Genomic DNA, 26,914 nt, shown 5'->3' with positions numbered 1-26,914 from the left:
ATTATTGATAACAAAAGACTTTTCAAATGACAGATACCATTGATATTAACAAATTGCGTAACATCGCAATTATTGCTCACGTTGACCACGGAAAAACCACGCTTGTTGATAAATTATTGCAACAGTCAGGCACGCTTGAAGCAAGCCGCGCAGACGCTGACGAACGGGTGATGGATTCCAATGATCTTGAGAAAGAACGTGGCATTACCATTCTTGCAAAAAATACCGCAATTAACTGGAACGATTATCGTATAAATATTGTAGACACCCCTGGACATGCCGATTTTGGTGGTGAAGTAGAACGCGTGCTTTCTATGGTGGATAGCGTATTGTTAGTGGTAGACGCCTTTGACGGCCCGATGCCACAAACCCGTTTCGTCACGCAAAAAGCCTTCGCCCACGGCTTAAAACCGATCGTGGTGATTAACAAAGTGGACAGACCAGGCGCACGCCCTGATTGGGTGGTGGATCAAGTATTCGATCTATTCGTTAATCTTGGTGCAACAGACGAACAACTCGACTTTCCAATTATTTACGCTTCTGCATTAAATGGAGTAGCCGGCTTAGAACACGAAGATATGGCACAAGATATGACCCCATTATTTGAAGCCATTGTGCAACACGTTGAGCCACCCCAAGTGGAGCTTGATGCACCATTCCAAATGCAAATTTCCCAGCTTGATTACAGTAACTATGTTGGGGTAATCGGGATTGGTCGTATCAAACGTGGTACGGTAAAACCAAACCAAGCGGTAACCATTATTGATAGCGAAGGCAAAACACGCAACGGTAAAATCGGCCAAGTGTTAGGCCATTTAGGCTTGCAACGTTATGAAGAAGATCTTGCGCAGGCTGGTGATATTGTGGCGATCACAGGTTTAGGCGAACTCAATATTTCTGACACCATTTGTGATGTGAATAATGTGGAAGCCTTGCCAGCCTTGAGTGTTGATGAGCCAACCGTAACGATGTTCTTCTGCGTAAACACCTCTCCATTCTGTGGTAAAGAAGGAAAATTCGTCACTTCACGCCAAATTTTAGAGCGCTTAAACAAAGAGCTTGTGCATAATGTGGCATTGCGTGTAGAAGAAACCCAAAACCCTGATGAATTCCGTGTTTCAGGTCGTGGTGAATTGCACCTTTCTGTGCTAATTGAAAATATGCGCCGTGAAGGTTATGAGCTTGCGGTATCGCGCCCGAAAGTTATCTTTAAAGAAGAAGACGGTCGCAAACAAGAGCCATTCGAGCAAGTGACTATTGATATTGAAGAACAACATCAAGGTGCGGTAATGGAAGCCTTGGGTATCCGTAAAGGTGAAGTGAAAGATATGATTCCAGACGGCAAAGGACGCACCCGTTTAGAATATATTATCCCAAGCCGTGGTTTAATCGGTTTCCGTAATGAATTTATGACAATGACGTCAGGAACGGGCTTACTTTACTCCACATTCAGCCATTATGACGATGTGAAACCAGGCGAAATCGGTCAACGTAAAAACGGCGTGTTGATTTCTAACGGTACAGGTAAAGCCCTTGCTTATGCACTGTGGGGCTTACAAGAACGTGGTAAGCTGATGATCGATCACGGTGTAGAAGTGTATGAGGGGCAAATCATCGGAATTCACAGCCGTTCAAACGATTTAACGGTAAACTGTTTACAAGGAAAAAAACTCACCAATATGCGTGCTTCAGGAAAAGACGATGCTATCGCTTTAACCACGCCAGTGCGTTTCTCTCTTGAGCAAGCCATTGAATTTATTGATGATGACGAATTAGTGGAAGTAACGCCAACTTCAGTGCGTATTCGTAAAAAATTACTCACTGAAATGGACCGCAAACGTGCTAACCGTACTACAACCAGTACGAGCACGCATTAATTCTGATTATTCCTAATAAAAAAGTGCGGTGGTTTTTTGCTAAATTTTTAGCGAATTTCCACCGCACTTTTTATCATTTTATTATATTAATAGGATAATATTGATTATCTAATCACAATTTCTGCAACACCGTACCCAACTGCACAAGCGACAACAACACCAATTAACCCAGGAACCATAAAGCTGTGGTTGAAGTAGTATTTACCTATTTTAGTTGTTCCTGTTACGTCAAAGTTCACTGTCGCAATGTCTGAAGGATAATTTGGAATAAAGAAATAACCGTAAGTGGCTGGCATTAATCCTACTAATAATGGTGCAGGCAAGCCTAATCCAATTCCTACAGGTAACATCATTACCGCAGTCGCCGCTTGGCTATTGATCACCACCGAGACGGCAAATAGTGCAAATGCAAATGTCCAAGGGTAAGCGCTAACCATTTCCGTAATGCCTGCTTTAAACTGTGGCATTGCAAACTTGAAGTAAGTATCACTCATCCACGCAATCCCAAAAATCGCAATCGCTGCTACCATACCCGATTTAAACACCACGCCATTTGGCACGATTTGCGGGTTGGTTTTAGTCACCAATAAAATAATCCCACCAAAACATAGCATCATCATTTGAATGATGTAAGACATTGAAATTGGTTTAATTTTTTCCCCTAAACCGACTGTACGAACTTCAGGAAACATCGCAATTAAGACAATCACGACGAGAGCTAATAAGAATAAATACACCGATTGTTTCGCTGCAGGAGGTAAGGTTTCATTCAACGTCGTGCTAGTCGTGTTTAAAATACGCTCACGCCAAATTGGATCTTCCAAGCGGCGTTGATATTCTGGATCTTGTTCAAGCTCTTTACCACGGCGCATACTATACAATGATAATGCAATCGTTCCTGCTAAAGTCGCGGGTACAGTTACACAAATAATATCAAGTAAACTTATATGTTCGAAACCAGGCAACTCAGTAATACGACCAAGATAAAACACAACCGCAGCAGACAATGGACTAGACGTAATAGCGAGCTGTGATGCCACTGAAGCTGCAGCCATCGGCCGCTCAGGGCGAATTTTATTTTTTAGTGCAACATCTCCAATAATCGGCATAATTGAATAAACTGAATGGCCTGTCCCCAACATAAATGTCATCAAATAAGTCACCAGCGGCCCAAGCAATGTCACCCGTTTCGGATTATTACGTAAAACTTTCTCAGCCACTTGTAGCATAAATTTCAGCCCACCAGCTGCTTCAAGTACAGAAGCACAAGTAACTACTGCTAAAATAATTAACATTACATCAATCGGTGCTTTTCCTAATGGCATACGTAATACAAGAACTTCGATTGCCAAGCCAATACCAGACACCACGCCTAACCCAATACCACCGTATCGGCTACCGACATAAAGCATTAAAAGTAAAAATAAAAATTCTAAGTAAAGCATAGTCTATCCCTAAAATGAGTTATATAAATTGTTCTTGTTATGATACTGGATTTACTGCTTTCTACAATCTTTGCAAACATTTTTTTCTCAAAAATGCTATCTAAATCAAATTTTAACGAAAACACAGGCATATTTTAATTTAAAAATATGAATGACTTGACTGTTCTTTTTCTTTCCTGCTGCAACAAAATAAAGAAAAATTACCTCACTTTATAATCTTGGATGTATGTTTTTTTGATAAAATGAAAAAATGCTCATTCAATTTGAGCATCTTTTATAATTTATTGACGACTATTTTCTTCATTTATTATCTGCTGAAGCTCTCGCTTGAAAAGTTTTTTTTGCTTTTTCTGCTCACGACGCTTTTGGAAAAAATTGCTCAGTTTTTGACTGCATTGCTCTTCTAATACGCCACCGGTAATATCAAGGCTATGATTCATCTTATAATCATCAAAAAAATGAAAACGCGAACCCACTGCACCTGTTTTTAGATCATAAGCCCCGAATACTAATCGTTTGATTCGGCTATGCAAAATTGCGCCAGCACACATTGTACAAGGTTCAAGAGTAACGTACAGCGTAGTGTTGAGCAGGCGGTAGTTTTGTTGCGCTTGCCCCGCTTGGCGTAGCGCCACAATTTCTGCGTGTGCGGTAGGATCGTGCTGAATAATAGATAAATTCCAGCCTTCTGCCACAATGTTTCCTTCCTCATCAACTAACACAGCGCCCACAGGAATTTCCCCCAAGGCTTCTGCTTTATCGGCAAGGCTTAGGGCGTAGCGCATCATTTTTTCATCAAAATCCGACCGCACTTTTGTTTTCCTTATACGCTGAATGAATGTGAAAAATCAGCCATACATTGGTTGATAGGGTAAAGAAAGTGCGGTGCTTTTTGAGGCAATTTTTTCATTTTGCTATTTTTATCTTACACCGAGAAAGGGTATTTAATCGCAGGATGAGATTCATAGCCAATCACCTGAAAATCGTCCATTGTTACCCAAGTTTCCAGATCTTCAAGGGTTTTGATGTCGGGATTAATTTCTAACTTCGGCAGTGGCAATGGCTCACGCTTGAGTTGCACATTTTGCATTAGCTCAAGTTGATCTTCATAAATATGTGCATTGACGATTTTATGATACGCCATTCCCGCGTTTTTCCCCGTAATCTGCGCCATTAATGCTAAGAAAGTAAACACTTGAATTTGATTAAAATTCAACCCAAGTGGCACATCACAAGAACGTTGATAGCTGGTTAAATACAGGGTGTCGCCTAGCAAAGAAAAGGTGTGTGTGTGCATACAAGGGCGTAAGCAGGCAAGTTCAATTTCGCCTGGATTATAAAACGTGATGATTTCACCACGATCGTCTAGCCCTTTAGTTAAATCATTCACCACTTTACGCAACTGATCGAGCGTTTCGCCGTTAGGTTTACGCCAAGCACGCCCTTGTACGCCGTAAACTCGCCCCATATCGTCCGTACCTTTGCGATGTGGATTATTCAACCAAGCCTGATTTTCATTGGCGTTGGCGTCCCACGTTTTTGTGCCAAGCTGGCGAAAATCTGCCGCGTTATCATAGCCACGAATGTAGCCTAAAAATTCCGCAATGGCAGCTTTCCAGTAGCTTTTTCGCGTGGTGATTAACGGAAATTCATTGTCTGCCACATTGTAGGTAAGATCAGCGTTAATTAGGGTTAAACAACGCTTTCCGGTACGTTCATTTTCTACCCAAGTGCCGTTATCAATAATCTTTTGGCATAAATCTAAATATTGGCGCATTGTAAATTTCCCCTATTTTTTTGCCGCACTTTTGTAAGCCATAAGCATAATCAGCGCACCGAGCAAAATCATTGGCAATGAAAGAATTTGCCCCATTGAAATGTGTTGTTGGAAGAATAAGCCAAGCTGCGCATCAGGCTCACGGAAATATTCAATAATAAAACGGAATGTGCCATAGCCGACTAAAAATAATCCCGCCACCGATCCTGCTGGACGTGGCTTTTTGATAAACAGATTAAGGATAATAAATAACACCAAGCCCTCTAATACCGCTTCGTAAAGTTGCGAAGGATGGCGCGGTAAATAACCGCCAGAAGGGAACAACACCGCCCAAGGCACGTCTGTTACACGCCCCCAAAGTTCATCATTAATAAAGTTACCAATACGCCCCATTCCTAAGCCAAAAGGAATAAGCGGTGCAACAAAATCAGCCGTTGCCCAAAAGCCACGATGTTGTAATTTTGCGGTAATGAACATTGCTAAAATCACACCAATTAAGCCGCCGTGGAAAGACATTCCCCCTTCCCACACGCGGAATAAATACATTGGATCTTGCAGAAAATAATCAAATTGGTAGAACATCACATAACCGATGCGTCCCCCAAGAAATACGCCAAGAAAGCCATTAAATAATAGGTTGTCCACTTGTTCTGTTGTCCAACTACTATTTGGCTGATTGGCGCGGCGAACCGCAAGCCAGCGCGCAAACACAAAGCCGATTAAATACATTAATCCATACCAACGCAAGGCAACGGGGCCAAGTTGGAAAATCACCGGATCAAATTGGGGAAAAGTTAAAAATTGTGAAGTCATATAATTCCTTTATTTCATAAGCATATTGATTGCAATGCAGATCAGCAACACAGCAAAATAACGTTTTAGGGTTCTCACTGGCAATTTATCTGTGGTGCTCGCCCCAAGTTTTGAAGTAAAAAATGAGGTTGCCGTAATCCCCACCACAGCAGGTAAATAGACATAACCTAATGAATAACTTGGCATATTTGCTTGTCCCCAGCCGCCCACAATAAAGCTCAGCATTCCTGAAAGCCCAAGCAACATTCCACAAAATGCTGATGAACCAATGGCTTTTTTCATTTCAATACCACGTGCATTCAAGAATGGCACAATAAAACCACCGCCACCAATGCCTGCAATGCTGGAGGCAATCCCAATCAAAATGCCACCAATCACCGAAGAGGTGGTGGTGAGCGCTTTTTTCACTTCTTTTGGTTTCATCGAAAGCAACATTTTCACTGCAAGATAGACCACCAAACAGGCAAATAATTTGCTTGATACGCTTTTATCTAAATTACCGACAAAAAGTCCTGAAATAAAGGTGGTCACCATAATCACAGGGGCAAGCACTTTCACCGCTGGCCAGACAATATTACCGAGCTTGTGATGACGTTGTGCTGAAGAAAAGCCTGTTACTACGATGGTGGCGAAAGACGTTCCCAATGCCGTGGACATCAAAAGCTCGCTAGGCACATCAACCATTGGCAACAAATAAACCAACACGGGAACAATAATCAGTCCACCACCAATGCCAAATAATCCTGCTAAAAAGCCGACCACACAGCCGACAATTAAACAAATAAGAAAAAAGCTCAGCATTATGCCCCCCTTGTTCGATGAAATGAACGTTTATGGAATTTGCCTGATGGATATTTTTTACCAGAATGTTTGTTCGCCGTATTTGTTGCAGAATGGGTTGGCGAAGACTTCTGTTCTTGAGAATAGGAATTTGGCTGATTTTTGCCATTAAATAATACCGCCGCAAATTCTTTCATTGCCTTGCGGTACACTTCTTTTTTGAAAGGCACAACCTGACGCACGGGATACCAAAAACTCACCCAACGCCAACCATCAAATTCAGGCGATTTGGTTGTTTGCATATTAATATCTTTTTCGTCCGAAACTAATTGCAATAAGAACCAACGTTGTTTTTGTCCAATGCACATTGGTTTGCTGTCGTAGCGTAATAAGCGTTTAGGAAGTTTATAGCGCAGCCATTGTTTTGATACATAAAGCAATTTAACATCTTTGCGGGTTAGACCCACTTCTTCAAAAAGCTCACGATACATCGCCTGCTCAGCCGTTTCATTATCGTTTATGCCGCCTTGCGGAAATTGCCACGAGTTTTGCCCATAGCGTTTCGCCCACAAAACCTGACCTTTACGGTTGCAAATGACAATTCCTACATTCGGACGGTAGCCATCGAAATCGATCACTATCGTTCACCTTAGTTTTAAAAATTTTAAATTCTGAATTGGTGAATTGTTTCATAAACTCAAGGTTTTAACAACCCGCAAACACGCTTTTAAGGTGCTTTTCTATAAGAATTTAACTAGATAAAATCTTCCTACCTGTTAATAAATTGAATAAAAATCACAACGCTGTGCATAACTTTGTGAAAAGTGCGGGAATAAAATCAAATTATTTGTGCATAAGGGTAAAAAATCCTTTATTTCAAAATAAGTTAAAACAGATCCTTGCCATTCATCAAGATCTAAAAGCAAGATCCGAGATCGCATTTTTTTACTTCAATTACCGTCTAGAAAAAAATCACACTGTATTTTTATCAGGATTTTCACCGCACTTTTACCGCTAAACTGTGAGTTATTCAGCATTTCTGTGGATAAAATTGTGGTTTTATACAGAATAGATGGGAATTAAATGCTAAGTTTGCCATAAGCACAATGAACAAAAATAATAAAACTATTAAAAATCAAAAAGATAGCGTAATAAAAAAGCTTTTTCACATTGTGAATTAAAGGCTCAAAAAGAACTGATTATTAATTAATCGAAGATCAAAGTGCGGTGCTTTTTTCTCGCTTTTTTATAGAACAGCCTCTAAAACTTGACCTTTACCACCGTTAAACCTATACTATGGCAAAGTTTTAGCAAAGTTTTATTTAGGATCAGTTATGCACCAGCACCACCACGATCACGGCTCACAAAATCAACGTATTTTAGCTTTCAGCTTCGCCATTATCACCGCTTATATGGTGATCGAATTTCTCGGCGGTTATTATTTCAACAGCCTAGCCCTAATGGCGGACGCAGGACATATGGCAAATGACAGCCTTTCTTTATTGCTTACCTTTGTCGCTCTGTTTTTTAGCCATAAGACACAAAAATATTTCGCCCTGCTCAATGCGGTTTCTTTAATTATTGTCGCGATTTGGATTTTATGGGAAGCCATTGAACGCTGGCAAAATCCTTTACCTATTAATGCATTACCAATGCTAAGCGTGGCGACTGTGGGACTGCTGGTCAATATGATTGTGGCATGGTTAATGCTAAGAAGCGATCACGAGAACCTAAATATCCGTGCCGCCTATTTACACGTTCTGGCTGATTTATTTGGCTCTGTTATCGCTATCATTGCAGGAATAAGCGCGTGGCTGTGGCAAATTCAGTGGATAGATATTGTTGCCAGTGCCATTTTAAGTATCTTTATTTTGCGTAGTGGGGTGAGCATAATATTGCAGACCATACAAAAGCAAAAAACATCTATTCATTAAAAAATGCTCCTAATAAGGCGGAGCATTTTTTCCACTTTACTTAATCACTACTCTTCATGGCTAAATAGAGCCTCAATAAATTCCTCTGACTCAAATGGGCGTAAATCTTCAATTTTTTCGCCGATACCAATATAACGAATCGGTAATTTGAATTGATCGGCGATGGCGAAAATCACGCCGCCTTTGGCTGTGCCGTCTAATTTGGTTAAGCTAATTCCCGTTAAGCCTACCGCTTCGTTGAATAATTTGGCTTGGCTAATCGCATTTTGCCCTGTGCCAGCATCAAGGGTAAGCATAATTTCGTGTGGAGCGGTTTCATCGTATTTTTTCATTACACGAACGATTTTTTTCAGCTCGTCCATGAGATTATTTTTATTTTGCAAACGCCCTGCGGTATCGGCAATCAAAATATCAATATTGCGCGCAGCCGCAGATTGCATTGCATCATAGATCACCGAAGCGGAATCCGCACCGGTGCTTTGTGCCACCACAGGAATATTATTGCGTTCTCCCCACACTTGAAGTTGTTCCACCGCAGCGGCACGGAAGGTATCTCCCGCTGCCAACATCACTGATTTACCTTGTAGTTGGAACTGACGCGCAAGCTTGCCAATGGTGGTGGTTTTCCCCACACCATTGACGCCCACCATTAAAATCACATAAGGCTTTTTACTGGTATCAATTTCTAAAGGCTGTGCCACAGGCTTGATAATTTCTGCTAGCTCTAATTTTAATTGTTGATACAGTAAATCTGCATCTTTTAGCTGCTTGCGGCTAGCGTGCTGCGTTAAGTTATTGATAATTTTAGTGGTTGTTGGCATACCAATATCAGCGATGAGCAACTGTTCTTCTAATTCTTCAAACAGATCATCATCAATTTTTTTGCCCGAAAATAGCCCGAAAAAGCCCGAACCGATATTTTGTTTGGTGCGAATTAAGCCTTTCACCAAACGGCTAAAAAAGCCCCCTTCACTCGGTTTTTCTTGCGTTGAAATTTCAGAATTTTCGACCGGACTTGGTTCTTGCGAAAGCTCTGCTTGATCTGTAACTTCTGTTTCTTGCGCTAAAACATCAGGATTTTCTACCGCACTTGGTTCTTGCGGAAGTTCTGTTTGATCGGTGATCTCCGTTTCTTGCGCTAAAACGTCAGAATTTTCCACCGCACTTGGTTCTTGCGGAAATTCTGTTTGTTCGACAATTTCTATTTCTTGCGCTAAAACTTCGGGATTTTCCACCGCACTTTGCTGTTGCGGAAGCTCTGCTTGCTCTACGATCTCTGTTTCTTGCACTAAAACTTCGGGATTTTCTACCGCAGGTTGCTCTTGCGAAAGTTCGGCTTGCTCTACAATTTCTGTTTCTTGTGCTAAAACTTCTGGATTTTCCACCGCACTTGGTTCTTGCGGAAGTTCTGTTTGAGCGGTAACGTCTGGTCCTTGCTCCTCAGATTGGTGTGGTGTTTCTTCTTTCTTTTTTCCTAATCCAAACCAAGACCAAAAACCGCCTTTTTTATTTTTTTCTGTCATAACTTACTCACTATTATGAAAAAATTACTGATTTTTTGAATTTTATACTAAACTATACACCTGATTTTATTCTGTTCCCGAACGCAAAAATCGGCTGAAAATGGGTATTGAGTTCAGCGAAAAGTTTGCATAGTTTATCATAATTTGGCGAATCCCTATGAAAAAATATCCTGCGACCCGCAAGCAACATACTAATCTGGCAAAAGGTGAAGTCCGTATTATTGCAGGGCTTTGGCGTGGGCGGAAATTGCCTGTGCTGAATGCGGAAGGCTTGCGTCCAACAGGCGATCGGGTGAAAGAGACGCTATTTAACTGGCTGATGCCTTATATTGTGGATGCTACTTGTTTAGATTGTTTTGCCGGTAGCGGCTCATTGGGGTTAGAAGCCCTTTCACGCCAAGCTAAGCAGGTGACTTTTTTAGAGCTCAATAAGCAGGTGGCAAAGCAACTCACGCAGAATCTACAACAGCTAAAATGTACTCCACAGCAAGGGCGTGTAATCAACCAAGATAGCTTGCATTATTTACAACAGCCACAGCAAGAACCAATGTTTGACTTGGTGTTTCTCGATCCGCCTTTTCATTTCGATCTTGCTCAACAGGCGGTTAATTTCCTTGTTAAATTCAATTGGCTTAAAGCAGATGCACTAATTTATGTAGAAACAGAAAAGAATAAAACTTTAAACGTGCCAGATAATTGGCAAATATTAAAAGAAAAAACCACAGGACAAGTGTGTTATCGCTTGTATCAATACATTGATTGTGTGGTGAATACTGTTTCAACTCCTTCGATATAAGCCATTTTCACTCACCACTAAACCTTGTAATTCCAAACTTAATAATTGCGTGAGTAGTACATCAATGGGTAAAGATAAGCGGGCAGCAAGCTCATCAAGGCTGATGGCAATATGGCTAAGTTGGGCGTAAAGTTCAGGGTGGAGTGGCGATTCAGTCTTTGGTTGTTCTGGTATTTCTGATAACAACGGAAGATGTTGCTGTTTTGGCAGTGCATAACGTGATGTGGTATAGCGGTAATTCGGTAGATTATCCACAATATCCTGCACATTTTCCACAAGTGTTGCCCCTTGCTTAATCAATTTATGACAGCCGTTACTGAAGCCATTTTGGATATTACCAGGAAGTGCAAATATTTCACGATTTTGTTCAATAGCATAACGCGCGGTAATCAATGAACCACTTCGTTCTGTTGCTTCAATAATCAATGTGCCAAGAGAAAGCCCACTAATGATCCGATTTCTACGGGGAAAATTTTCTGCTATTGGAGCCTGATTTGGTAAAAATTCAGAAACTAGCGTACCATTATTGTCAATAATTTGTTTAGCTAAACCACGATGCTTAGCAGGATAAATGGTATTTAAACCACTACCTAGCACGGCAATGGTCTGCCCTTTCCTTTCCACTACAGACTGATGGCAGAAACCATCAATACCCAATGCCAATCCACTGGTAATAACAAATCCAATCTCATTTAGCTCTTGAGCGAAGAATTTCGCCCAATACTCACCATAGTTAGAGCAATAACGGCTGCCCACAATGGCAATTTGGGGTTGAGAAAGTGCGGTGATATTTCCTTGTAAAAACAAAATAGGTGGAGCTGAAGAAATTTGTCTCAATAAATATGGGTAATCTTTATCCATAAAATTTAATAACACATTGCCCAAACTTTCCGCCCATTCTAACGCTGGAATAATAAATTTACTTTGTGGATAAAACCAGCGCTCGATCTGAATGTCATCCCACCCCATCTGTTTAAAAGCTATTCGATCATAACCTACAAGCTCTTCAAGCTTAGTTTCTGACAATATTCTTTGAATTCGATTAGCACCAAGTTTTGGTATTTGTAATAGGCGAAGTATAATTTCATTTATATTCATTATGAAGAAGCTCAATGTGGAAAAAAAAAACAGAAAGATTATGGAATGATTTTGTTCTTTTTAGGAAAAAAAGAGTAAATTTTGCGATCAAAATCGTAGAAATTTTAATGATGCTATAATGCTAGCACGCAATAGCAGTTATCTTGATTGCAAGTAGGGCAATTTCTTAAATGCGTTTTGCTAAAATTTGTCTTATGTTTAAGCAATATGATTAACGCAATCCAAAGTTAATCAAAGAAAAATATAGATAATTTTTCTGTCTTCTGTCGTTACTCGCATATCTCCTCTAATTTAATTAGATGGGTAAAACTTACATTCATTATAGTAATGATAGCACCTGTAAAAAATAAAAAAACCGAGCCATCAAAGCTCGGTTTCCGATTAATATAATAATGTGAATTAGTATGCTAACACTGCACGACGGTTTTTAGAATATGCCGCTTCAGTGTGACCTAACTCAGCAGGTTTTTCTTCACCGTAAGAAACTGTTGAAAGCTGACCTGCTTGAACACCTTTAGCAGATAAATAGTGAGCTACTGCATCAGCACGGCGTTGACCTAATGCAATGTTATACTCTGGAGTACCACGTTCATCAGTATTACCTTCAACAACAACTTTAGATGCTGGTGTTGCTGTTAAATATGCAGCGTGCGCATCTAAGATTTGTTGATATTCACCTTCGATGTTGTATTTATCGAATCCAAAGTAAACCGTGTTGTAACGTTGTTGCAAATCTTGAACTGAATAACCACCAAAGTTTTGCGCATTTGCCATAGATGCTGTACCAGCTGTTTCATCTTTTGAAGAACTACAAGCTGCTAATACCGCTACAGAGCCTGCTACTACTAATAATTTTGCAAAGTTTTTCATTAACTTCTCCTAGTTTTTGGTTAAATATGGGGACCAAGCAGGAAACTTCACTTGCCCATCACTTCCCGGCAGACGTGCTTTGAAACGTCCATCAGCAGAAACTAATTGTAGCACCTTTCCTAAACCTTGTGTAGAGCTATAAATAATCATAATTCCATTTGGAGAGATACTTGGACTTTCATCTAAGAAAGTAGAGCTCAGCATTTCCGTTGTACCTGATGCCAGATCTTTTTTCATAATATGATCTGCTGAAATCATAATTAAAGTACGGCCATCAGCTGAAATTTGCCCACTATAAGTGCGGGTACCGGAACTTAGTAACGTTACACCAGCACCATTTGCACTCATTTGATACACTTGTGGTACCCCTGACCTATCAGAAGTAAAAATAATAGATTGACCATCTGGCGACCACGCAGGTTCAGTGTTGTTACCTGAACCGCTCGTTAATTGTGAAACACTGCCGCTGCCTAAATTCATCACATAAATATTTAAAACGCCATCTTTTGATGAAGCAAAGGCTAATCTTGAACCATCAGGTGAAAAGGCTGGCGCACCATTATGTCCTTTAAAGGATGCTACCACGCGGCGCGAGCCAGAACGTAAATCTTGCACCACAAGCTGAGATTTGCGATTTTCAAAAGAAACATAAGCAAGTTTATTACCATCTGGCGACCAAGCCGGCGACATCAATGGTTGCGCACTTTGTGTAACAATAAATTGGTTATGCCCATCATAATCAGCGACACGCACTTGGTAGGGTTTTGAACCGCCATTTTTCTGCACAACATAGGCAATTTTTGTTCTAAATGCTCCACGAATACCCGTGAGTTTTTCAAACACTTCATCACTTACCGTATGTGCGCCTAAACGAATTGCACTCGCCGGAACGGCATATTGGTTCTGTGCTAATACTGCGCCTGCTGTGCCAGAAGCACCGATGGTATCCACAAGTTGATAAGCAATGCTGTATCCATTGCCATTTGGGGTAACTTGCCCAACGACGATAGCATCAAGGCCTAAGGATGCCCAAGCATCAGCATTCACTTCTGAAGCTGAAGTAGGTTGTTGTGGCATTTTTGCCGGCGAAATTGGATTAAATTTACCGCTATTGCGTAAATCTGCAGAAATAATCTCTGCCACGTCAGTTGGCATTGCGCCAGCGCCATTCCACTTGAATGGCACAACGGCGATAGGGCGTGCGCTATCGACCCCTTCGTCAATAACAATACGCACTTCGTCATCTGCCAAGGCGACATTTGCCAATAGCATCCATAGCATCATTAAAAACTGTGTGATACGAATCATTACTTTCATAAAGTTCACCTTAGATTGTTAAACCAATTACTCAAAATTAATAACTGGTGATTTATATTTACTATAAATAGCATCTGATGGCGCAGCCGGTACTTTCTTCGTTCTTGCCACCGCACTCATTGCTGCAGAACAAATATCATTAGGGCCAGAAACTCTTTGGTAGCTGGAGATCGTGCCGTCACGCTGTAGTTGAATACGTATTTCGCAAACTTTTCCAGTAAAACTAGAATCTCTTAAGAAGCGGCGTTGAATTTCTTTTTTAATGATACCCGCATAACGATCCCCTTCTTTTTTGCCATCACCTGCGCCACTGCCTTGGCTACCTGCTTTATTCGCATTACCGCCAACTTTTGCACTGCCGCCACCAATATCACCACCATTGATGAAATTATCTAATGCGGATTGTTGAGCTCGACGTTTTTCTGCTTCGGCCTTAGCTTTCGCTTCGGCTTTAGCTTTGTCCGCTTTTGCCTTGGCCTCAGCTTTCGCTTTAGCTTCTGCGTCTGCTTTGGCTTTTGCAGCAGCTTCAGCTTTTGCTTTTTCCGCTTGAGCTTTTTTCTCTGCTTCCGCTTTAGCTTTTGTCTCCGCTGCTGCTTTTTCGGCTTTTAACTTCGCTTCTTTTTCAGCTTGTTCTTTGGCTTTTTTCACTTGCTCAGCTGCTTTCGCTTTGGCTTCTTCTTCCGCTTTTTTGGCTTGTGCAGCTAAACGTTTTGCCTCAGCGTCTGCTTTCAGCTTTGCGGCTTCCGCCTCTTGCTTCGCCTTTGCTTCTTGCTGTTTCTGTTTTTCTAAGGCAATGCGAGCTTGTTCTTCACGCTCCCTTTGTTGCTCCGCTAGCTGTTCTTGCTGTTTTCTCAGTTCAAGCTGTTTTTGGCGCTCTTGCTCACGCTGTTTTTCAAGCTGCTTTTGGCGTTCCAATTCTTGCTGACGTTTTTGCTCTTCTAACTGTGCTTGTTTTTGTTCTTGTGGTTCGGGTTCTTTCTGCTGTGGTTGAGTAGATTTATCCACCTGCCCTTTTTTTTGCTGTTGCAAACGTCCCCATTCCTGTGCAGCAGCGCCTGTATCGACCATCACGGCGCTGATAACCTCTCCATCGCCTTCACCACCGCCCATCATTTCTACTTTGTAATAAAGCGAGCCAAAAATCAACAAGCCAAATAGAATAATGTGCAGAATAATTGAAACGGCAAATGCGCCAATTCCGTTATTTCGTTGATCATTACGCACAATAAACCTACTTACCTTAAATTGGGTTTGTCATTAATCCAACAGATTTTATTCCTGCTAGATGCAGTAAATTGAGTGCTTTAATCACCTCTTCATAAGGCACATCTTTCGCTCCGCCAACCAAGAACATCGTGTTGCTGTCCTTGTCATATTCTTGTTTAGCCATCTGCGTAACCATTTCTTCTGTAAGATTTTCACTGCGTTCACTACCAATAGAAAGACTATATTGACCAATACCCGATACTTCTAAAATAACGGGCACTTTATCTTCATTGGATACGGATTGACTTTCCACCGCATCAGGCAATTCTACTTGCACACTTTGAGAAATGATCGGTGCGGTTGCCATAAAAATAAGCAATAGCACTAATAACACATCTAAAAATGGCACTATATTGATTTCAGATTTTATATCACGACGTTTACGACGATAAGACATTATTGCCTCTAAAAACTTTGCTAAAAATCACCGCACTTTGTGCGACATACTATTGATGGCGACCGAAGACTTGACGATGCAAGATGGTGGTAAACTCATCAATAAAGTTACCATAATTTTGCTCAAGTTTATTCACACGTAAACTTAAACGGTTATACGCCATTACCGCAGGAATTGCGGCAAATAAACCAATTGCTGTTGCGATCAAGGCTTCTGCGATCCCCGGTGCAACCATTTGTAAGGTCGCTTGTTTGGCACCACTTAATGCCATAAAGGCGTGCATAATTCCCCAAACCGTACCGAATAAACCGATATATGGGCTGATGGATGCCACCGTAGCTAGGAATGGTACGCGTGTTTCCATATCTTCAATTTCACGGTTCATTGCCAAATTCATTGCGCGCGTACTGCCTTGAATAATTGCTTCTGGCGCATCTGGGTTAGCTTTTTTTAAGCGTGAGAATTCTTTAAAGCCGACATAGAAAATTTGTTCACTACCGGTTAAACCATCGCGACGGTTAGATAATCCTTCGTATAATTTATACAATTCTTCTCCTGACCAAAAACGATCTTCAAAGGTAACCGAGTCTTTTAAGGCTTTGGTTAATACGCGGCTGCGCTGGATAATGATCGCCCAAGACATAATGGAAAAAGCGATCAGGATTACAATTACAATTTGAACCACTACACTGGCTTTTAAAAACAGTTCCAAAAAGTTCAATTCACTGGTCATTTATATAGCTCCCAAAAAAGAGAATAAAAAATAGGTAATTGCCTATTTATACTGTAAGTGCTGCTTTCATTTCCTGAGGAATAGCAACAGGCTTCATTTTTGTGAGATCCACACAAGCCACTTTTACTTCAGCCGTACAAATCAGCACATCATTACGTTTTATTTGCTGCGAAAACAAAATTGTTGCGCCTTTAATGCCACTTACTTCTGTTTCCACCGTTAATAAATCATCTAGCTTTGCGGCAAGGCGATAATCAATCTGCATTGTTTTGACAACAAATGCTAGCTTATGTTCCTCAAGTAATGCTTGTTGGGAAAACCCTAATTCACGCAAATAATCCGTTCTTGCTCGCTCAAAAAAATGCAGATAACGGGCATGATACACCACCCCACCTGCATCGGTATCTTCATAATAAACTCGCATCGGTACACAAAATGTTGGCATAAATCATTAAACCTGAGTTTGTTTCATCATTGTTTTTTTAGCATAGAAAATTGGCGTATTGTAGAGAGCTTAATCAGGATTAGCAAGAAATAAAGTGCGGTGTAAATTAAAAAGATTTTTATCTTATTTAAGTATAAAAACTAGCTAATAACACACCGCACTTGAATTAACGCGAGAGATCTGGCAAGAGAAAGGTATAGATCAAGGTCAAAATACCTACTAGATAGCCAATATAGGGAAAAAAGAGGAGCTTCCAGATTGTTGCACGTATTTCAAAACCAATACCGTGAATCCATAAAATTACCGTCGCCCACAATGTACAAAGTATAGCCAAAGTGCTGAATTCAACCCTTAAATACGAGACAAAACCATAAATATTAAAGAAAAAGCAAAGGGTTAATACAATTGCCAAGATCAATGAAAGGGCTCGCCAAGAGCCCTTATTTACTAAATGATATGCTTTATTAATCATTGACTTACTCGTCAAATTTACCTGTTTTTTCAATGCCAATGGTAATCACAGCACTTAGCATTATGGCAAATAAGACACCCACTACCCATAAAACATAAAACATAACTTCGCTCCTTAGTATAATGAGTTTTTGTTGTCTTCGATGAATTCACTGTCCAAACGACCAAACATTTTGATGTATGACCAAATGGTATAAGACAATAAGATCACCACAAACACTAATGCAAAACCAAGCATTAAGGTTAAGGTTAATTGGCTTGATGTTGAATCCCACATTAATAGGCTCATATCAGGGTGAGAGCTTGATGGCATTACAAATGGGAACATTGCCACTCCACAAGTTAATATCACGCCAGCCATTGTTAATGATGAGAACAAGAAGGCAAAGCCACAACGGTTTGCTTTCGATGCCAATACATTTAATAATGCACCACCTACTGCTAAAGCTGGGAAGATGAACAATACAGGGGCATCAAAGTAGTTTTTGAACCACGCACCCGCTTCAACAGCCACTTGTTTTGTTAGTGGCGATGAAGGCGCATTATGATCCACTACGCTAGTTACCACATAGCCATCTTTGAAGTATAACCACACGCCTGCTAATACAAAGGTGATTAAGGTCGCCATTGCACCAACTTGGGTAATGACTCTTGCACGCTCACGCAATTCAGAGGTAGTTTTTAACTGTAACCACGCGCAGCCTTGCGTAATGAGCATTGATAAACTAATTAAACCACAAAGTAAGGCAAATGGGTTTAATAATTCAAAGAATGATCCTGTGTAGAAAATTTGGTGCATATCATTGAAATAGAATGGTACACCTTGTAATAAATTACCAAAGGCCACACCAAATACCACTGATGGCACAAATCCACCTATGAATAAACCAGCATCCCAAGCTTTACGCCACACCGGACTATCAATTTTTGCTCGATATTCCAAGCCAACAGGACGGAAGAACAAAGCCCCTAAAACTAGGATCATTGCCACAAAGAAACCAGAAAACGAAGTTGCATAGACAACTGGCCAAGCGGCAAACATTGCCCCTCCTGCCGTTAATAACCATACTTGGTTTCCATCCCAGTGAGGAGCTATTGAGTTTATCATAATACGTTTTTCAATCTCTTTTTTACCAGCAAATGGCAAAAGAGTTAAAACGCCCATATCAAATCCATCGGTTACTACAAAGCCAATCAGCAATACGCCAATGAGAACCCACCAAACAAAACGTAAAAATTCGTAATCAATCATAGTTAGGCTCCTAATTATTTAGATGAATGCTCAAAGTAGTAACGACCTGTTTTTAATGCACTCGGACCAAGACGAGCATATTTAAACATTAAGTACATTTCTACTACTAAAAAAATAGTATAAAGGGCACAAATAAGACCGATTGAGAACCATAATACCCCAGGGGTTAAGTTCGATGCAGCTACACCAACTGGTAACATATCGTAAATAGCCCAAGGCTGACGACCATATTCGGCTAAGAACCAACCACTTTCAATGGCAAGCCAAGGAAGCGGAAGCCCCCATAACAATGCATGTAACAATAAGCGACTTTTACCCACTCTTTTACGCACGTTTTGTACCACTGCGGAAACCATTAAGATAAGGATTAAACCACCAGCGGCCATCATTACACGGAATGCCCAGAAAGTAGGTCCTACTTTAGGAACCGTATCTAAGGTTGCTTGTTTAATCTGAGCTTCAGTGGCATCAACCACTTTATCAGTATAACGCTTCAATAATAGCCCATAACCAAGATCACCACGAACTGAATCAAATTGAGCTTTTGTGTTCTCGTTAATTCCACCCGCTTTCTTCTCAGCACGTAATTTTTCTAGTAGCTCATAAGCAACCATACCTTGACGGACACGTTGCTCATTCACAGTTAAAATATCATTTATACCGGAAAACGTTTTATCAATAGACCGAGTGACAATAATCCCTGCCGCATAAGGAATTTGCAGTGCAAAATCATTGCGTCTTTCAGCTTGATTAGGTACAACAATCATATTCCAACTTGCTGGAGCAGGTTCTGTATGCCACTCACCTTCCATTGCGGCAAGTTTCATTGGTTGATGTTGACCAATTTCATAACCAGATTCATCCCCCATAATCAATACTGTAAATACAGCAATTGTCCCAAATACTGAAGCGACAGAAAATGAACGTTTCGCAAAACCAGTATCACGACCTTTTAAAATATAGTAAGAGCTGATGCCTAAAACAAAGAATGCGCCTGAAACATAACCAGCTGATAAAGTATGCAAAAATTTACTTTGTGCAACTGGGTTTAACCAAAGATCCATGAAATTGGTCATTTCCATTCGCATTGTTTCAAAATTGAAATCTGAACCAACTGGTGCTTGCATCCAACCATTTGCAACCAAAATCCACATTGCAGAAAGATTTGACCCAAACGCTACACAGTAAGTTGCAAGTAAGTGTTTACCTTTCGATAAACGATCCCAACCGAAAAAGAATAAACCAACAAATGTTGATTCTAAAAAGAAAGCTAATAATGCTTCAATTGCTAGTGGTGCACCAAAAATATCGCCCACGTAATGAGAATAATATGACCAGTTAGTACCAAATTGGAACTCCATTGTAATTCCAGTTGTTACTCCAAGAGCAAAATTAATACCAAATAATTTTCCCCAGAATTTAGTCATATCCTTATAGACTTCTTTGCCTGTCGCAACATATAAGGTTTCCATAATCACAAGAATAAAGGATAACCCTAATGTTAACGGTACAAACAGGAAGTGATACAGTGCCGTTAATGCAAACTGTAATCGAGAGAGTTCAACAACGTCTAACATCTCAACTCCTTGTAAATATTACAAGTTCTAAACCAATGATTACTGTGTAACCACCCCAAATCTTAAAGGAATACCCTTAAGCTAATTATCCTGAATTGCCTTTGCTGCGAAAAGGTAAGATAACAACCATTTAGCAACAAACGAAAAGCAGATAACTCTAGATCGGTATTATTCTACTATTAAAAGTATGGATAAAAAATAGTAAATAATGCCACACCGATCACATTTTTACACTTCAACGCCAAATAACAAGGCTATTTAGGGCAAAGTGAGAATTATAAATTCTCCCAACATTTTTACAACATCAATTACAACAAAGTTACAAACATAGACTAAAAAACGTCAAATAACTGGACTTAAGCTAATTTTTTTGGTAAGTTGCCATCACTTATATCTAATTAGGTATGTCATTATTATTAATGAATAACCATAACAAATTGATTTATTAGATAAATATTTAAAATAAAAGGAGTCTTAACAAAATGCTAACTATAAAAAAGATTACTCTTTTAGCCGCCATCATTGGATATGCCCTTATTTCATTCCCAATGGCAAATGCTGCACAACAGGATAATGTTCCTCAACAATGCCAAAAACTCTTTAAAGAAACAGAAAAACTCATTTCCCAAGCAGAGAAACAACCCGGCACACACACTCAGTTAAATAAAATCAAAAGTAAACTAAAACAAAGTAAAAAACAGATTTTAGAGATGGAAGTTGCAACACAAATTAAGAGCTGTGATGTAGCGCTAACTAAACTAACATCTATTCAGCAAGATAACCAATAAGAGTGAAATTAATAATGAAAAAATAAAGGCTAGTTAAGCTCTAGCCTTTTTATATTGCTTATCATTATTCTTCTTGTAAAACTACTTTTCCAATATAGCCTAAATTACGATAACGTTGCGCATAATCAATGCCATAGCCCACAACAAACTCATCAGGAATAGTGAATCCCACCCAATCAACAGGCACATCCACCTCACGGCGTGAAGGTTTATCTAATAGGGTACATATACGTAATGATGCTGGATCACGTAATTTTAGCATCTCACGGACTTTTTGTAGAGTATAACCAGTATCAATGATATCTTCCACAATGAGAACCTGTTCATTACGAATATCGCCATCAAGATCCTTACTAATTTTTACATCGTGATTTGTCGTCATTCCCGTACCATAGCTTGTAGTAGTCATAAACTCCACTTCTACTGGTAAATCAATTTCACGCACAAGATCAGCCATAAACATAAAGGAGCCACGTAGCAAACCAATCACAACCAGTTTTTCTACTTTTTGCTGGTGGTAATATTGGGTAATCTCACGGCCTAATTCGCTAATTCTTGCACACACATCTTGTTCAGAAATCATCACATCTACATAGTGTTTTTTCATTATTAATTTACCTTTAAGCGAAATAATTGAGTTAAAAACATTCAAATTATAGCAAAAAAAAGGCTGAGATATAAGTCTCAGCCTTTTATAATACCCTAACGAATTTACTTTCTACTCTACTTGTTTGGAGCATCTTAAAAATGAATCCTCATTTTCAACAACAATACTTAACAAACGCATTCATTATAGCAAACCCAAAACAATTGTCAATAATAATAATTCTCATTTATAAAATTAATTTCCTGATACTTTCATTTTTTCTAACAAAATTGAACCGGTTTGAATATTAGAGCGGAGTTCTACATCGTCCGCCACGGCGACAATTTGCTTAAACATTTCGGGAAGTGAGCCAGCAATGGTAATTTCAGCCACAGGATACTGGATTTGCCCATTTTCCACCCAAAATCCTGCTGCGCCACGGGAATAATCACCAGTAACGAGATTGATGCCTTGTCCCATTAGATCCGTAACTAGCAAGCCTGTTCCCATTTTTTCTAAAAGTGCGGTCAATCCCCCCTGCAAATTTGGTTTCACTAACCAATTATGAATCCCACCTGCGTGGCCCGTGCTTTGCATACCGAGTTTTCGCCCACTATAACTAGTTAATAAATAAGTCTGTAAAATGCCTTGCTCAATAATTTCCATATCGCGAGTTCGCACGCCTTCACTATCAAAAGGCGAAGAAGCCAATTTCCCTATTAAATGTGGGCGTTCACTAATGTGAAACCAATCTGGCAAAATTTGCTTACCTAAGGCATCTAATAAAAAACTCGCTTTACGGTATAAACTGCCGCCACTAATTGCCGCGGTTAAATGACTAATCAACCCTGTTGCCACATCATTTAAAAACACTACTGGCACTTCTTGGGTTGCGATTTTTTGCGGATTTAAACGCGATAAGGCTTTTTTCGCCGCGTTTTCCCCCACCCAGGCTGGATTTTCTAACTTATCCGGATAACGTGAAATAGTATATTCATAATCACGCTCAAGCTGATCATTTTCCCCCGCAATCATTGAACAAGAAAGGGAATAACGGCTAGACAAATAGCTCTGCAACATTCCATAACTGTTGCCATAAACTCGCACACCAGTATGAGAATTAAACGCTGCCCCTTCACTATTTACAATACGCTCATCATAATCCAACGCCGCTTTTTCTGCATTCAATGCTAACGTTGCCGCCTGATCCACATCAATGTCAGCGGGGTGATAAAGGGATAAATCTGGCGCATCAAACGCCATTAAATCGCGATCAGCCAAGCCTGTGCAATCATCAGGCGACGTATATTTTGCAATGGCAAGGGCAGCTTCCACCGCATTTTTGATCGCCGCCGGGCTTAAATCGGAAGTGGACGCATTACCTTTTTGTTGTCCTAAATAAACAGAAATACCTAATGCCCCATCATTATTAAATTCCACATTTTCAATTTCTTGCAAACGTGTAGAAACAGAAAGCCCATTCACTTTGGTCACGGCAACTTCTGCGCTTGCGCCCGCTTTTGTTGCAATATCAATGGCATAACTCACAGCCTCACACAATTCTTGTTCTTGCTGTTTTAAAAGAGCGGTGGGATTTTGTTGCATTTTTTTAACCTCTCATCAAAATTTGCCGTATTCTATCCCATTTTCCCTTATCTCGCTAATTTAGCCGAAATTATGCTACACTAACGCCCATTTAGCGCATTTAGATTTAGGAAAACCTTATGGCAAAACGTAGAAAAGAACAATTTGATTGGGAAGATGAAGAACAAGAAGAAATTATTTGGGTAAGCAAAAGTGAAATAAAACGTGATGCAGAAGCCTTAAAACAGCTGGGTGAAAAATTGGTAAATCTAACCAAAACCAACTTAGAAAAAATGCCATTGGAAGAAAATATTCTTGATGCCATTGCGCTCGCTCAACGCTTACAAAAAGAAGCAAAACGCCGCCAGCTACAGTATATTGGCAAACTACTGCGCCAAGTAGATGCTGAGCCAATTCAAGAAGCCTTGGATAAAATCGAGAATAAACACAATCACCAACAAGCGCTGTTGCATAAATTAGAATTACTGCGTGATGAACTCATCGTCAAAGGGGACGAAGCATTAAGCAATGTGCTAAATGACTACCCCAATGCCGATCGCCAACATCTACGCAACCTAATCCGCACTGCGCAAAAAGAAAAAGCACAAAACAAACCACCAAAAGCCTATCGTGAGATTTTTCAATATTTGAAAGAGTTGGCGATTGAAGAATAATTTGTAAAATCGCCTACAATATCTCAATAAAAATGGCACGCTTAAGGTGCCATTTTTTGCTGAAAACGCTTGTTTTAGCCTAAAGCACCCATTTCTCTAAATTGGTATCTACTTTAGGTTTTAGTAGTAACTCATTTTCTAAAGCATTGAGCCATTCAGTGCTTGTTTCAAAAGGGAAAATTTGATGACGTCGAGCAATCGCCACAAAATCACCTAATGTTAAATTATTCAGATATTGAAAGCGAGCAAGCTGTTGTTCATCTAAGCTCGTTAAACCTAGTTTCTCTACTTGACTGATAGCTGCATCTTTTCGCTGTTCTAGCTCCAAATAGCCAAAATGTAATTTAAGATCAAAACGGCGTAAAGCTGCAGGATCAAGATTATCCATCAAATTAGTTGAAACGATAAGTAAGCCTTCAAATTTTTCAATTTGAGTCAGCATTTCATTTACTTGACTATGTTCCCAGCTACGTTGTCCATTTTCTCGAGCGAATAAAAAAGTATCTACTTCATCAAAAATTAACACCATATTATTCTCTTTTGCCCGTTGAAAAGCTTGTGCAATATTTTGCTCTGTGTCACCTACATACATACTTAATAAATCTGAACCTTGGCAAATTAATGTTTTCATTCCTATTTCTTGTGCCAACCACGTTGCCCATGCCGTTTTACCTGTTCCCGGTGGACCATAGCAACAAATTCTTCCCCGCTTCATACGCATTAGTCCTTCACTAATTTTATGCAGATTATTTTTACACGACACCCAGTTTAAATTATAGAAAACTCTATTTTCGATAAGTGGTTCGATTTTCTTAAAGCCTTGAGAGGTGAGCATTTGATTAAACATTGTTAATGCTTTATCAGCAAAATCTGTAGAATTTTCTGTTGGCAACACATTTATTACATTTAAAGTGCGGCTTAATACTGCTGGCGATAAATCAGTATTCTGGGCAAAATATTGAATATAATCAGTAGAAAGTTTATCTCCTGCTAGCTCTGTAATCAGTTGTTCTTTATGTTTACTCGGTAACATCGGCATTTCAAATACCATATCAAAACGGCGTAAATAGGCATTATCAATACAAGTAACTGAGTTAGATATCCAAATCATTGGAATAGCATTATTTTCCAAAAAATCATTTACCCACGCTTTATGTTCTTGAGCAACTGAACGTTCAGTTAAAGAAGCTGAGAAAACATCTTCCACTTCATCAAAAATAATAATTGCTTTTTTACCTGCCAGTAATTTTTGTGCTAAACGGCAGTTTTCTAAACGTGTTGTGCCACTTAACACATCACCATCTTTATCCTGACTAGCCATTGTATAAGCAGGTAGATTTAATGTTTCAGCCAATAGCGCCGCAAATTCGGTTTTACCAGTTCCTGCCACCCCATAAAGTAGAATATTCACGCCTTTTTTCTTGCGTTTTATCGCAAATTCAAGGTAATTTAACATCATTTCACTATTTTTAGCGATATGATCATAGTGGCGAAGTTTTAATGTACAAGGTGATGTTGGAATAGTGGCTTGCTCAATTAAGGATTTTTCAGTAATTGGTAGAATTACAAAATCATCAAAATCTAAAGCATCTCCCCAGCGTAAGTAATCGAGAAGAGAATCAAAATAATCATGATTGTGCACATCAACCAAGCCATAGTTCCTCAATTTGCTTCGCTTAGTGAGTGCAAATCTCACCTCTTTTTGAGGATGATTGATCAAATTTGCTAAAATTGATGCGACTTGATCTAAATCCCCTTTAGGTATATACGCCAACAAATCAAGCAAATTTCGCTCTGCTTGTAAATGGAATGCCAATTTCATAATAGCTTTTTCGCAAGCGGTTAATTCAAGAAACTCTGTAAGTTTCGCTAAATTATCATATGCAGTTTGCCAATTCTTTGGCTCTTCTTTTTGAGCCAAAATAGTTTGATAGCGTTGCTTTAATAACTCACGGGCTTGTTGTTCAAGGTCAGCATCTGTTTTCATTTCCTGTGGCAAGCCAAGAGCATATGCCACATCGTCATCATCATAACGATTATTACGAAAAAATTCCGAAAATAATTTATACTCAAACATTGCTTTTAGCATAATTTTTTCAGAATAAAGCGAAACGGTTGCAGGATTTAATTGGTATTTACTCATAAAATATTCCTTTTACTAACTTCACATTAGAAATTATATTTATGAGTGCGACAATTAGTGTCGCAAAAAAGAAAGAAATTTATATTTTTGAAATTATCTTAAAAAAGATTTTTTAATTGTACGATTGCTTTATGTGTATCAAGCAAGAAAACTATTATTCATCTAATAACCGCTTCCAAATTTCAACTGTTTCAGGTTTTGGTGTACCTTTCTCCATTCCTAATTGAATAGCAATATGTTGTAGCTGCTTTGCAAGTGCTGGCTGTCCACATAAATTAAGGCTTACGATAATACGAGAGATTTTTTTGTCTTCGTGTCCAATATCCCTAATCCAATAATGTCGATTTTTTACTTCTTCGCTAATTTTGAGTTCACCATTTTCCAAATATAATCCCCAGTAAGAGATAATATGCTTAAAGGTCGTTAAAAACTTCTCTTGAATATTGGGATCATTTCGAAAAAACATCGTATCTTGTGGCTGAAATGCAGGTGCGAGATTGTTCCATTTTGACGTTTTTTCTACGGGAAACAACCACGCAATCCAAAAATAGCCCTGATTTAATATAAATTTCTCAAGCCTCCAAGTTTCTTCCAAGCTCAAATTAGCCTGACTTGTTTTACGTTTACCTTGATAAAATTCAATAATAGGATGCTGATTCATAACAAATACCTATAACATTATTATTCACTCCACTTATAACTTTCGAGCATCTCAACATCTTACAGCATACGAACCCCTGATTTCGCAGGGGTTAACACTTTAGCTAA

General features: G+C 39.5%; 27 protein-coding genes. 5 read left to right on the top strand and 22 right to left on the bottom strand.

Annotated features, from left to right (window positions below):
- Nucleotides 1-26 precede the first annotated feature (26 nt).
- A complete protein-coding gene (gene typA, locus L5B71_RS06720; protein ID WP_265757601.1) occupies nt 27-1,877 on the top strand; it encodes a translational GTPase TypA in 1,851 nt (616 codons plus the stop codon).
- A 104-nt stretch (nt 1,878-1,981) separates the two neighbouring features.
- On the opposite strand, the gene L5B71_RS06715 is transcribed toward typA, so the two are convergent.
- The 6 genes from L5B71_RS06715 to rppH all read right to left on the bottom strand — a co-directional run bounded on the left by L5B71_RS06715 (nt 1,982) and on the right by rppH (nt 7,330).
- The gene (locus tag L5B71_RS06715) at nt 1,982-3,322 is read right to left on the bottom strand and encodes an anaerobic C4-dicarboxylate transporter (RefSeq protein WP_265757600.1); all 1,341 of its coding nucleotides are present in this window, start codon (nt 3,320-3,322) and stop codon (nt 1,982-1,984) included.
- Nucleotides 3,323-3,603: 281 nt separating this feature from the next.
- Entirely contained in the window at nt 3,604-4,110 is a 507-nt protein-coding gene (gene tadA / locus L5B71_RS06710; RefSeq protein ID WP_268741556.1) for a tRNA adenosine(34) deaminase TadA, read from the bottom strand.
- A 137-nt stretch (nt 4,111-4,247) separates the two neighbouring features.
- On the bottom strand, nt 4,248-5,099 hold the full coding sequence (locus L5B71_RS06705) for a thymidylate synthase (RefSeq protein ID WP_265757599.1): 852 nt from the start codon (nt 5,097-5,099) through the stop codon (nt 4,248-4,250).
- 12 nt (nt 5,100-5,111) lie between these two features.
- Nucleotides 5,112-5,912, bottom strand: coding sequence for a prolipoprotein diacylglyceryl transferase (gene lgt / locus L5B71_RS06700; protein WP_265757598.1), 801 nt, complete (start codon nt 5,910-5,912; stop codon nt 5,112-5,114).
- Between the two features lie 9 nt (nt 5,913-5,921).
- Nucleotides 5,922-6,713 carry a sulfite exporter TauE/SafE family protein gene (locus tag L5B71_RS06695; protein WP_265757597.1) on the bottom strand — a complete coding sequence of 264 codons (792 nt, stop codon included), beginning with the start codon at nt 6,711-6,713 and terminating at the stop codon, nt 5,922-5,924.
- Nucleotides 6,713-7,330 (bottom strand): RNA pyrophosphohydrolase, encoded by a 618-nt coding sequence (rppH, locus tag L5B71_RS06690; RefSeq protein WP_265757596.1) that lies wholly within the window; start codon nt 7,328-7,330, stop codon nt 6,713-6,715. The genes L5B71_RS06695 and rppH overlap by 1 nt, the downstream gene beginning before the upstream one ends.
- 696 nt (nt 7,331-8,026) lie before the next feature.
- Here rppH and L5B71_RS06685 point away from each other — a divergent pair.
- Nucleotides 8,027-8,626, top strand: coding sequence for a cation diffusion facilitator family transporter (locus tag L5B71_RS06685; RefSeq protein ID WP_265757595.1), 600 nt, complete (start codon nt 8,027-8,029; stop codon nt 8,624-8,626).
- Nucleotides 8,627-8,673: 47 nt separating this feature from the next.
- On the opposite strand, the gene ftsY is transcribed toward L5B71_RS06685, so the two are convergent.
- Nucleotides 8,674-10,149, bottom strand: coding sequence for a signal recognition particle-docking protein FtsY (ftsY, locus tag L5B71_RS06680; RefSeq protein ID WP_265757594.1), 1,476 nt, complete (start codon nt 10,147-10,149; stop codon nt 8,674-8,676).
- Nucleotides 10,150-10,306: 157 nt separating this feature from the next.
- Between ftsY and rsmD the strand changes: the two genes are divergently transcribed.
- The gene (rsmD, locus tag L5B71_RS06675; RefSeq protein WP_265757593.1) at nt 10,307-10,945 is read left to right on the top strand and encodes a 16S rRNA (guanine(966)-N(2))-methyltransferase RsmD; all 639 of its coding nucleotides are present in this window, start codon (nt 10,307-10,309) and stop codon (nt 10,943-10,945) included.
- Here the strand turns inward: rsmD and dprA are convergent.
- The 11 genes from dprA to L5B71_RS06620 form a co-directional block, all read right to left on the bottom strand.
- Entirely contained in the window at nt 10,928-12,046 is a 1,119-nt protein-coding gene (gene dprA, locus L5B71_RS06670) for a DNA-processing protein DprA (protein WP_442780743.1), read from the bottom strand. The two genes, rsmD and dprA, sit on opposite strands and share 18 nt — an antisense overlap.
- 396 nt (nt 12,047-12,442) lie before the next feature.
- Nucleotides 12,443-12,913 (bottom strand): peptidoglycan-associated lipoprotein Pal, encoded by a 471-nt coding sequence (pal, locus tag L5B71_RS06665; protein ID WP_265757591.1) that lies wholly within the window; start codon nt 12,911-12,913, stop codon nt 12,443-12,445.
- A gap of 9 nt (nt 12,914-12,922) precedes the next feature.
- Entirely contained in the window at nt 12,923-14,197 is a 1,275-nt protein-coding gene (gene tolB / locus L5B71_RS06660) for a Tol-Pal system beta propeller repeat protein TolB (protein WP_442780742.1), read from the bottom strand.
- Between the two features lie 60 nt (nt 14,198-14,257).
- Nucleotides 14,258-15,454 carry a cell envelope integrity protein TolA gene (gene tolA, locus L5B71_RS06655; RefSeq protein ID WP_265757589.1) on the bottom strand — a complete coding sequence of 399 codons (1,197 nt, stop codon included), beginning with the start codon at nt 15,452-15,454 and terminating at the stop codon, nt 14,258-14,260.
- Between the two features lie 16 nt (nt 15,455-15,470).
- Nucleotides 15,471-15,893 (bottom strand): colicin uptake protein TolR, encoded by a 423-nt coding sequence (gene tolR, locus L5B71_RS06650; RefSeq protein ID WP_265757588.1) that lies wholly within the window; start codon nt 15,891-15,893, stop codon nt 15,471-15,473.
- A gap of 49 nt (nt 15,894-15,942) precedes the next feature.
- The gene (tolQ, locus tag L5B71_RS06645) at nt 15,943-16,626 is read right to left on the bottom strand and encodes a protein TolQ (protein ID WP_265757587.1); all 684 of its coding nucleotides are present in this window, start codon (nt 16,624-16,626) and stop codon (nt 15,943-15,945) included.
- 46 nt (nt 16,627-16,672) lie between these two features.
- A complete protein-coding gene (ybgC, locus tag L5B71_RS06640; protein ID WP_265757586.1) occupies nt 16,673-17,071 on the bottom strand; it encodes a tol-pal system-associated acyl-CoA thioesterase in 399 nt (132 codons plus the stop codon).
- 166 nt (nt 17,072-17,237) lie between these two features.
- Nucleotides 17,238-17,543 (bottom strand): cyd operon YbgE family protein, encoded by a 306-nt coding sequence (locus tag L5B71_RS06635; protein ID WP_265757585.1) that lies wholly within the window; start codon nt 17,541-17,543, stop codon nt 17,238-17,240.
- 4 nt (nt 17,544-17,547) lie between these two features.
- Complete coding sequence (locus tag L5B71_RS06630; RefSeq protein ID WP_103853713.1) at nt 17,548-17,646, bottom strand: cytochrome bd oxidase small subunit, CydX/CbdX family; 99 nt, start codon at nt 17,644-17,646, stop codon at nt 17,548-17,550.
- Between the two features lie 11 nt (nt 17,647-17,657).
- On the bottom strand, nt 17,658-18,794 hold the full coding sequence (gene cydB / locus L5B71_RS06625; RefSeq protein WP_265757583.1) for a cytochrome d ubiquinol oxidase subunit II: 1,137 nt from the start codon (nt 18,792-18,794) through the stop codon (nt 17,658-17,660).
- Nucleotides 18,795-18,808: 14 nt separating this feature from the next.
- A complete protein-coding gene (locus tag L5B71_RS06620; RefSeq protein WP_265757582.1) occupies nt 18,809-20,371 on the bottom strand; it encodes a cytochrome ubiquinol oxidase subunit I in 1,563 nt (520 codons plus the stop codon).
- 548 nt (nt 20,372-20,919) lie between these two features.
- Here L5B71_RS06620 and L5B71_RS06615 point away from each other — a divergent pair.
- The gene (locus L5B71_RS06615) at nt 20,920-21,159 is read left to right on the top strand and encodes a DUF5339 family protein (RefSeq protein WP_265757791.1); all 240 of its coding nucleotides are present in this window, start codon (nt 20,920-20,922) and stop codon (nt 21,157-21,159) included.
- 64 nt (nt 21,160-21,223) lie between these two features.
- Here L5B71_RS06615 and hpt read toward each other — a convergent pair whose 3' ends face one another.
- Nucleotides 21,224-21,766 (bottom strand): hypoxanthine phosphoribosyltransferase, encoded by a 543-nt coding sequence (gene hpt / locus L5B71_RS06610; protein WP_265757581.1) that lies wholly within the window; start codon nt 21,764-21,766, stop codon nt 21,224-21,226.
- Nucleotides 21,767-22,000: 234 nt separating this feature from the next.
- Nucleotides 22,001-23,350: a metalloprotease PmbA gene (gene pmbA, locus L5B71_RS06605; protein WP_265757580.1), complete on the bottom strand. Its 1,350-nt coding sequence runs from the start codon at nt 23,348-23,350 to the stop codon at nt 22,001-22,003.
- Between the two features lie 119 nt (nt 23,351-23,469).
- Here pmbA and yjgA point away from each other — a divergent pair, with 119 nt between their 5' ends.
- Nucleotides 23,470-24,003 (top strand): ribosome biogenesis factor YjgA, encoded by a 534-nt coding sequence (gene yjgA / locus L5B71_RS06600; RefSeq protein ID WP_265757579.1) that lies wholly within the window; start codon nt 23,470-23,472, stop codon nt 24,001-24,003.
- Between the two features lie 79 nt (nt 24,004-24,082).
- Here the strand turns inward: yjgA and L5B71_RS06595 are convergent, their stop codons facing one another.
- Nucleotides 24,083-26,146, bottom strand: a complete 2,064-nt coding sequence (locus L5B71_RS06595) for an AAA family ATPase (protein ID WP_265757578.1) — start codon at nt 26,144-26,146, stop codon at nt 24,083-24,085.
- A 154-nt stretch (nt 26,147-26,300) separates the two neighbouring features.
- Nucleotides 26,301-26,807 (bottom strand): opioid growth factor receptor-related protein, encoded by a 507-nt coding sequence (locus L5B71_RS06590; RefSeq protein ID WP_265757576.1) that lies wholly within the window; start codon nt 26,805-26,807, stop codon nt 26,301-26,303.
- Between the last annotated feature and the right edge of the window lie 107 nt (nt 26,808-26,914).

The organism is Avibacterium sp. 21-586, from assembly GCF_026226775.1.
GTDB lineage: Bacteria > Pseudomonadota > Gammaproteobacteria > Enterobacterales > Pasteurellaceae > Avibacterium.
The sequence above is the reverse complement of the archived record's forward strand: the minus strand, read 5'-3'. Positions and strand labels throughout refer to the sequence as shown.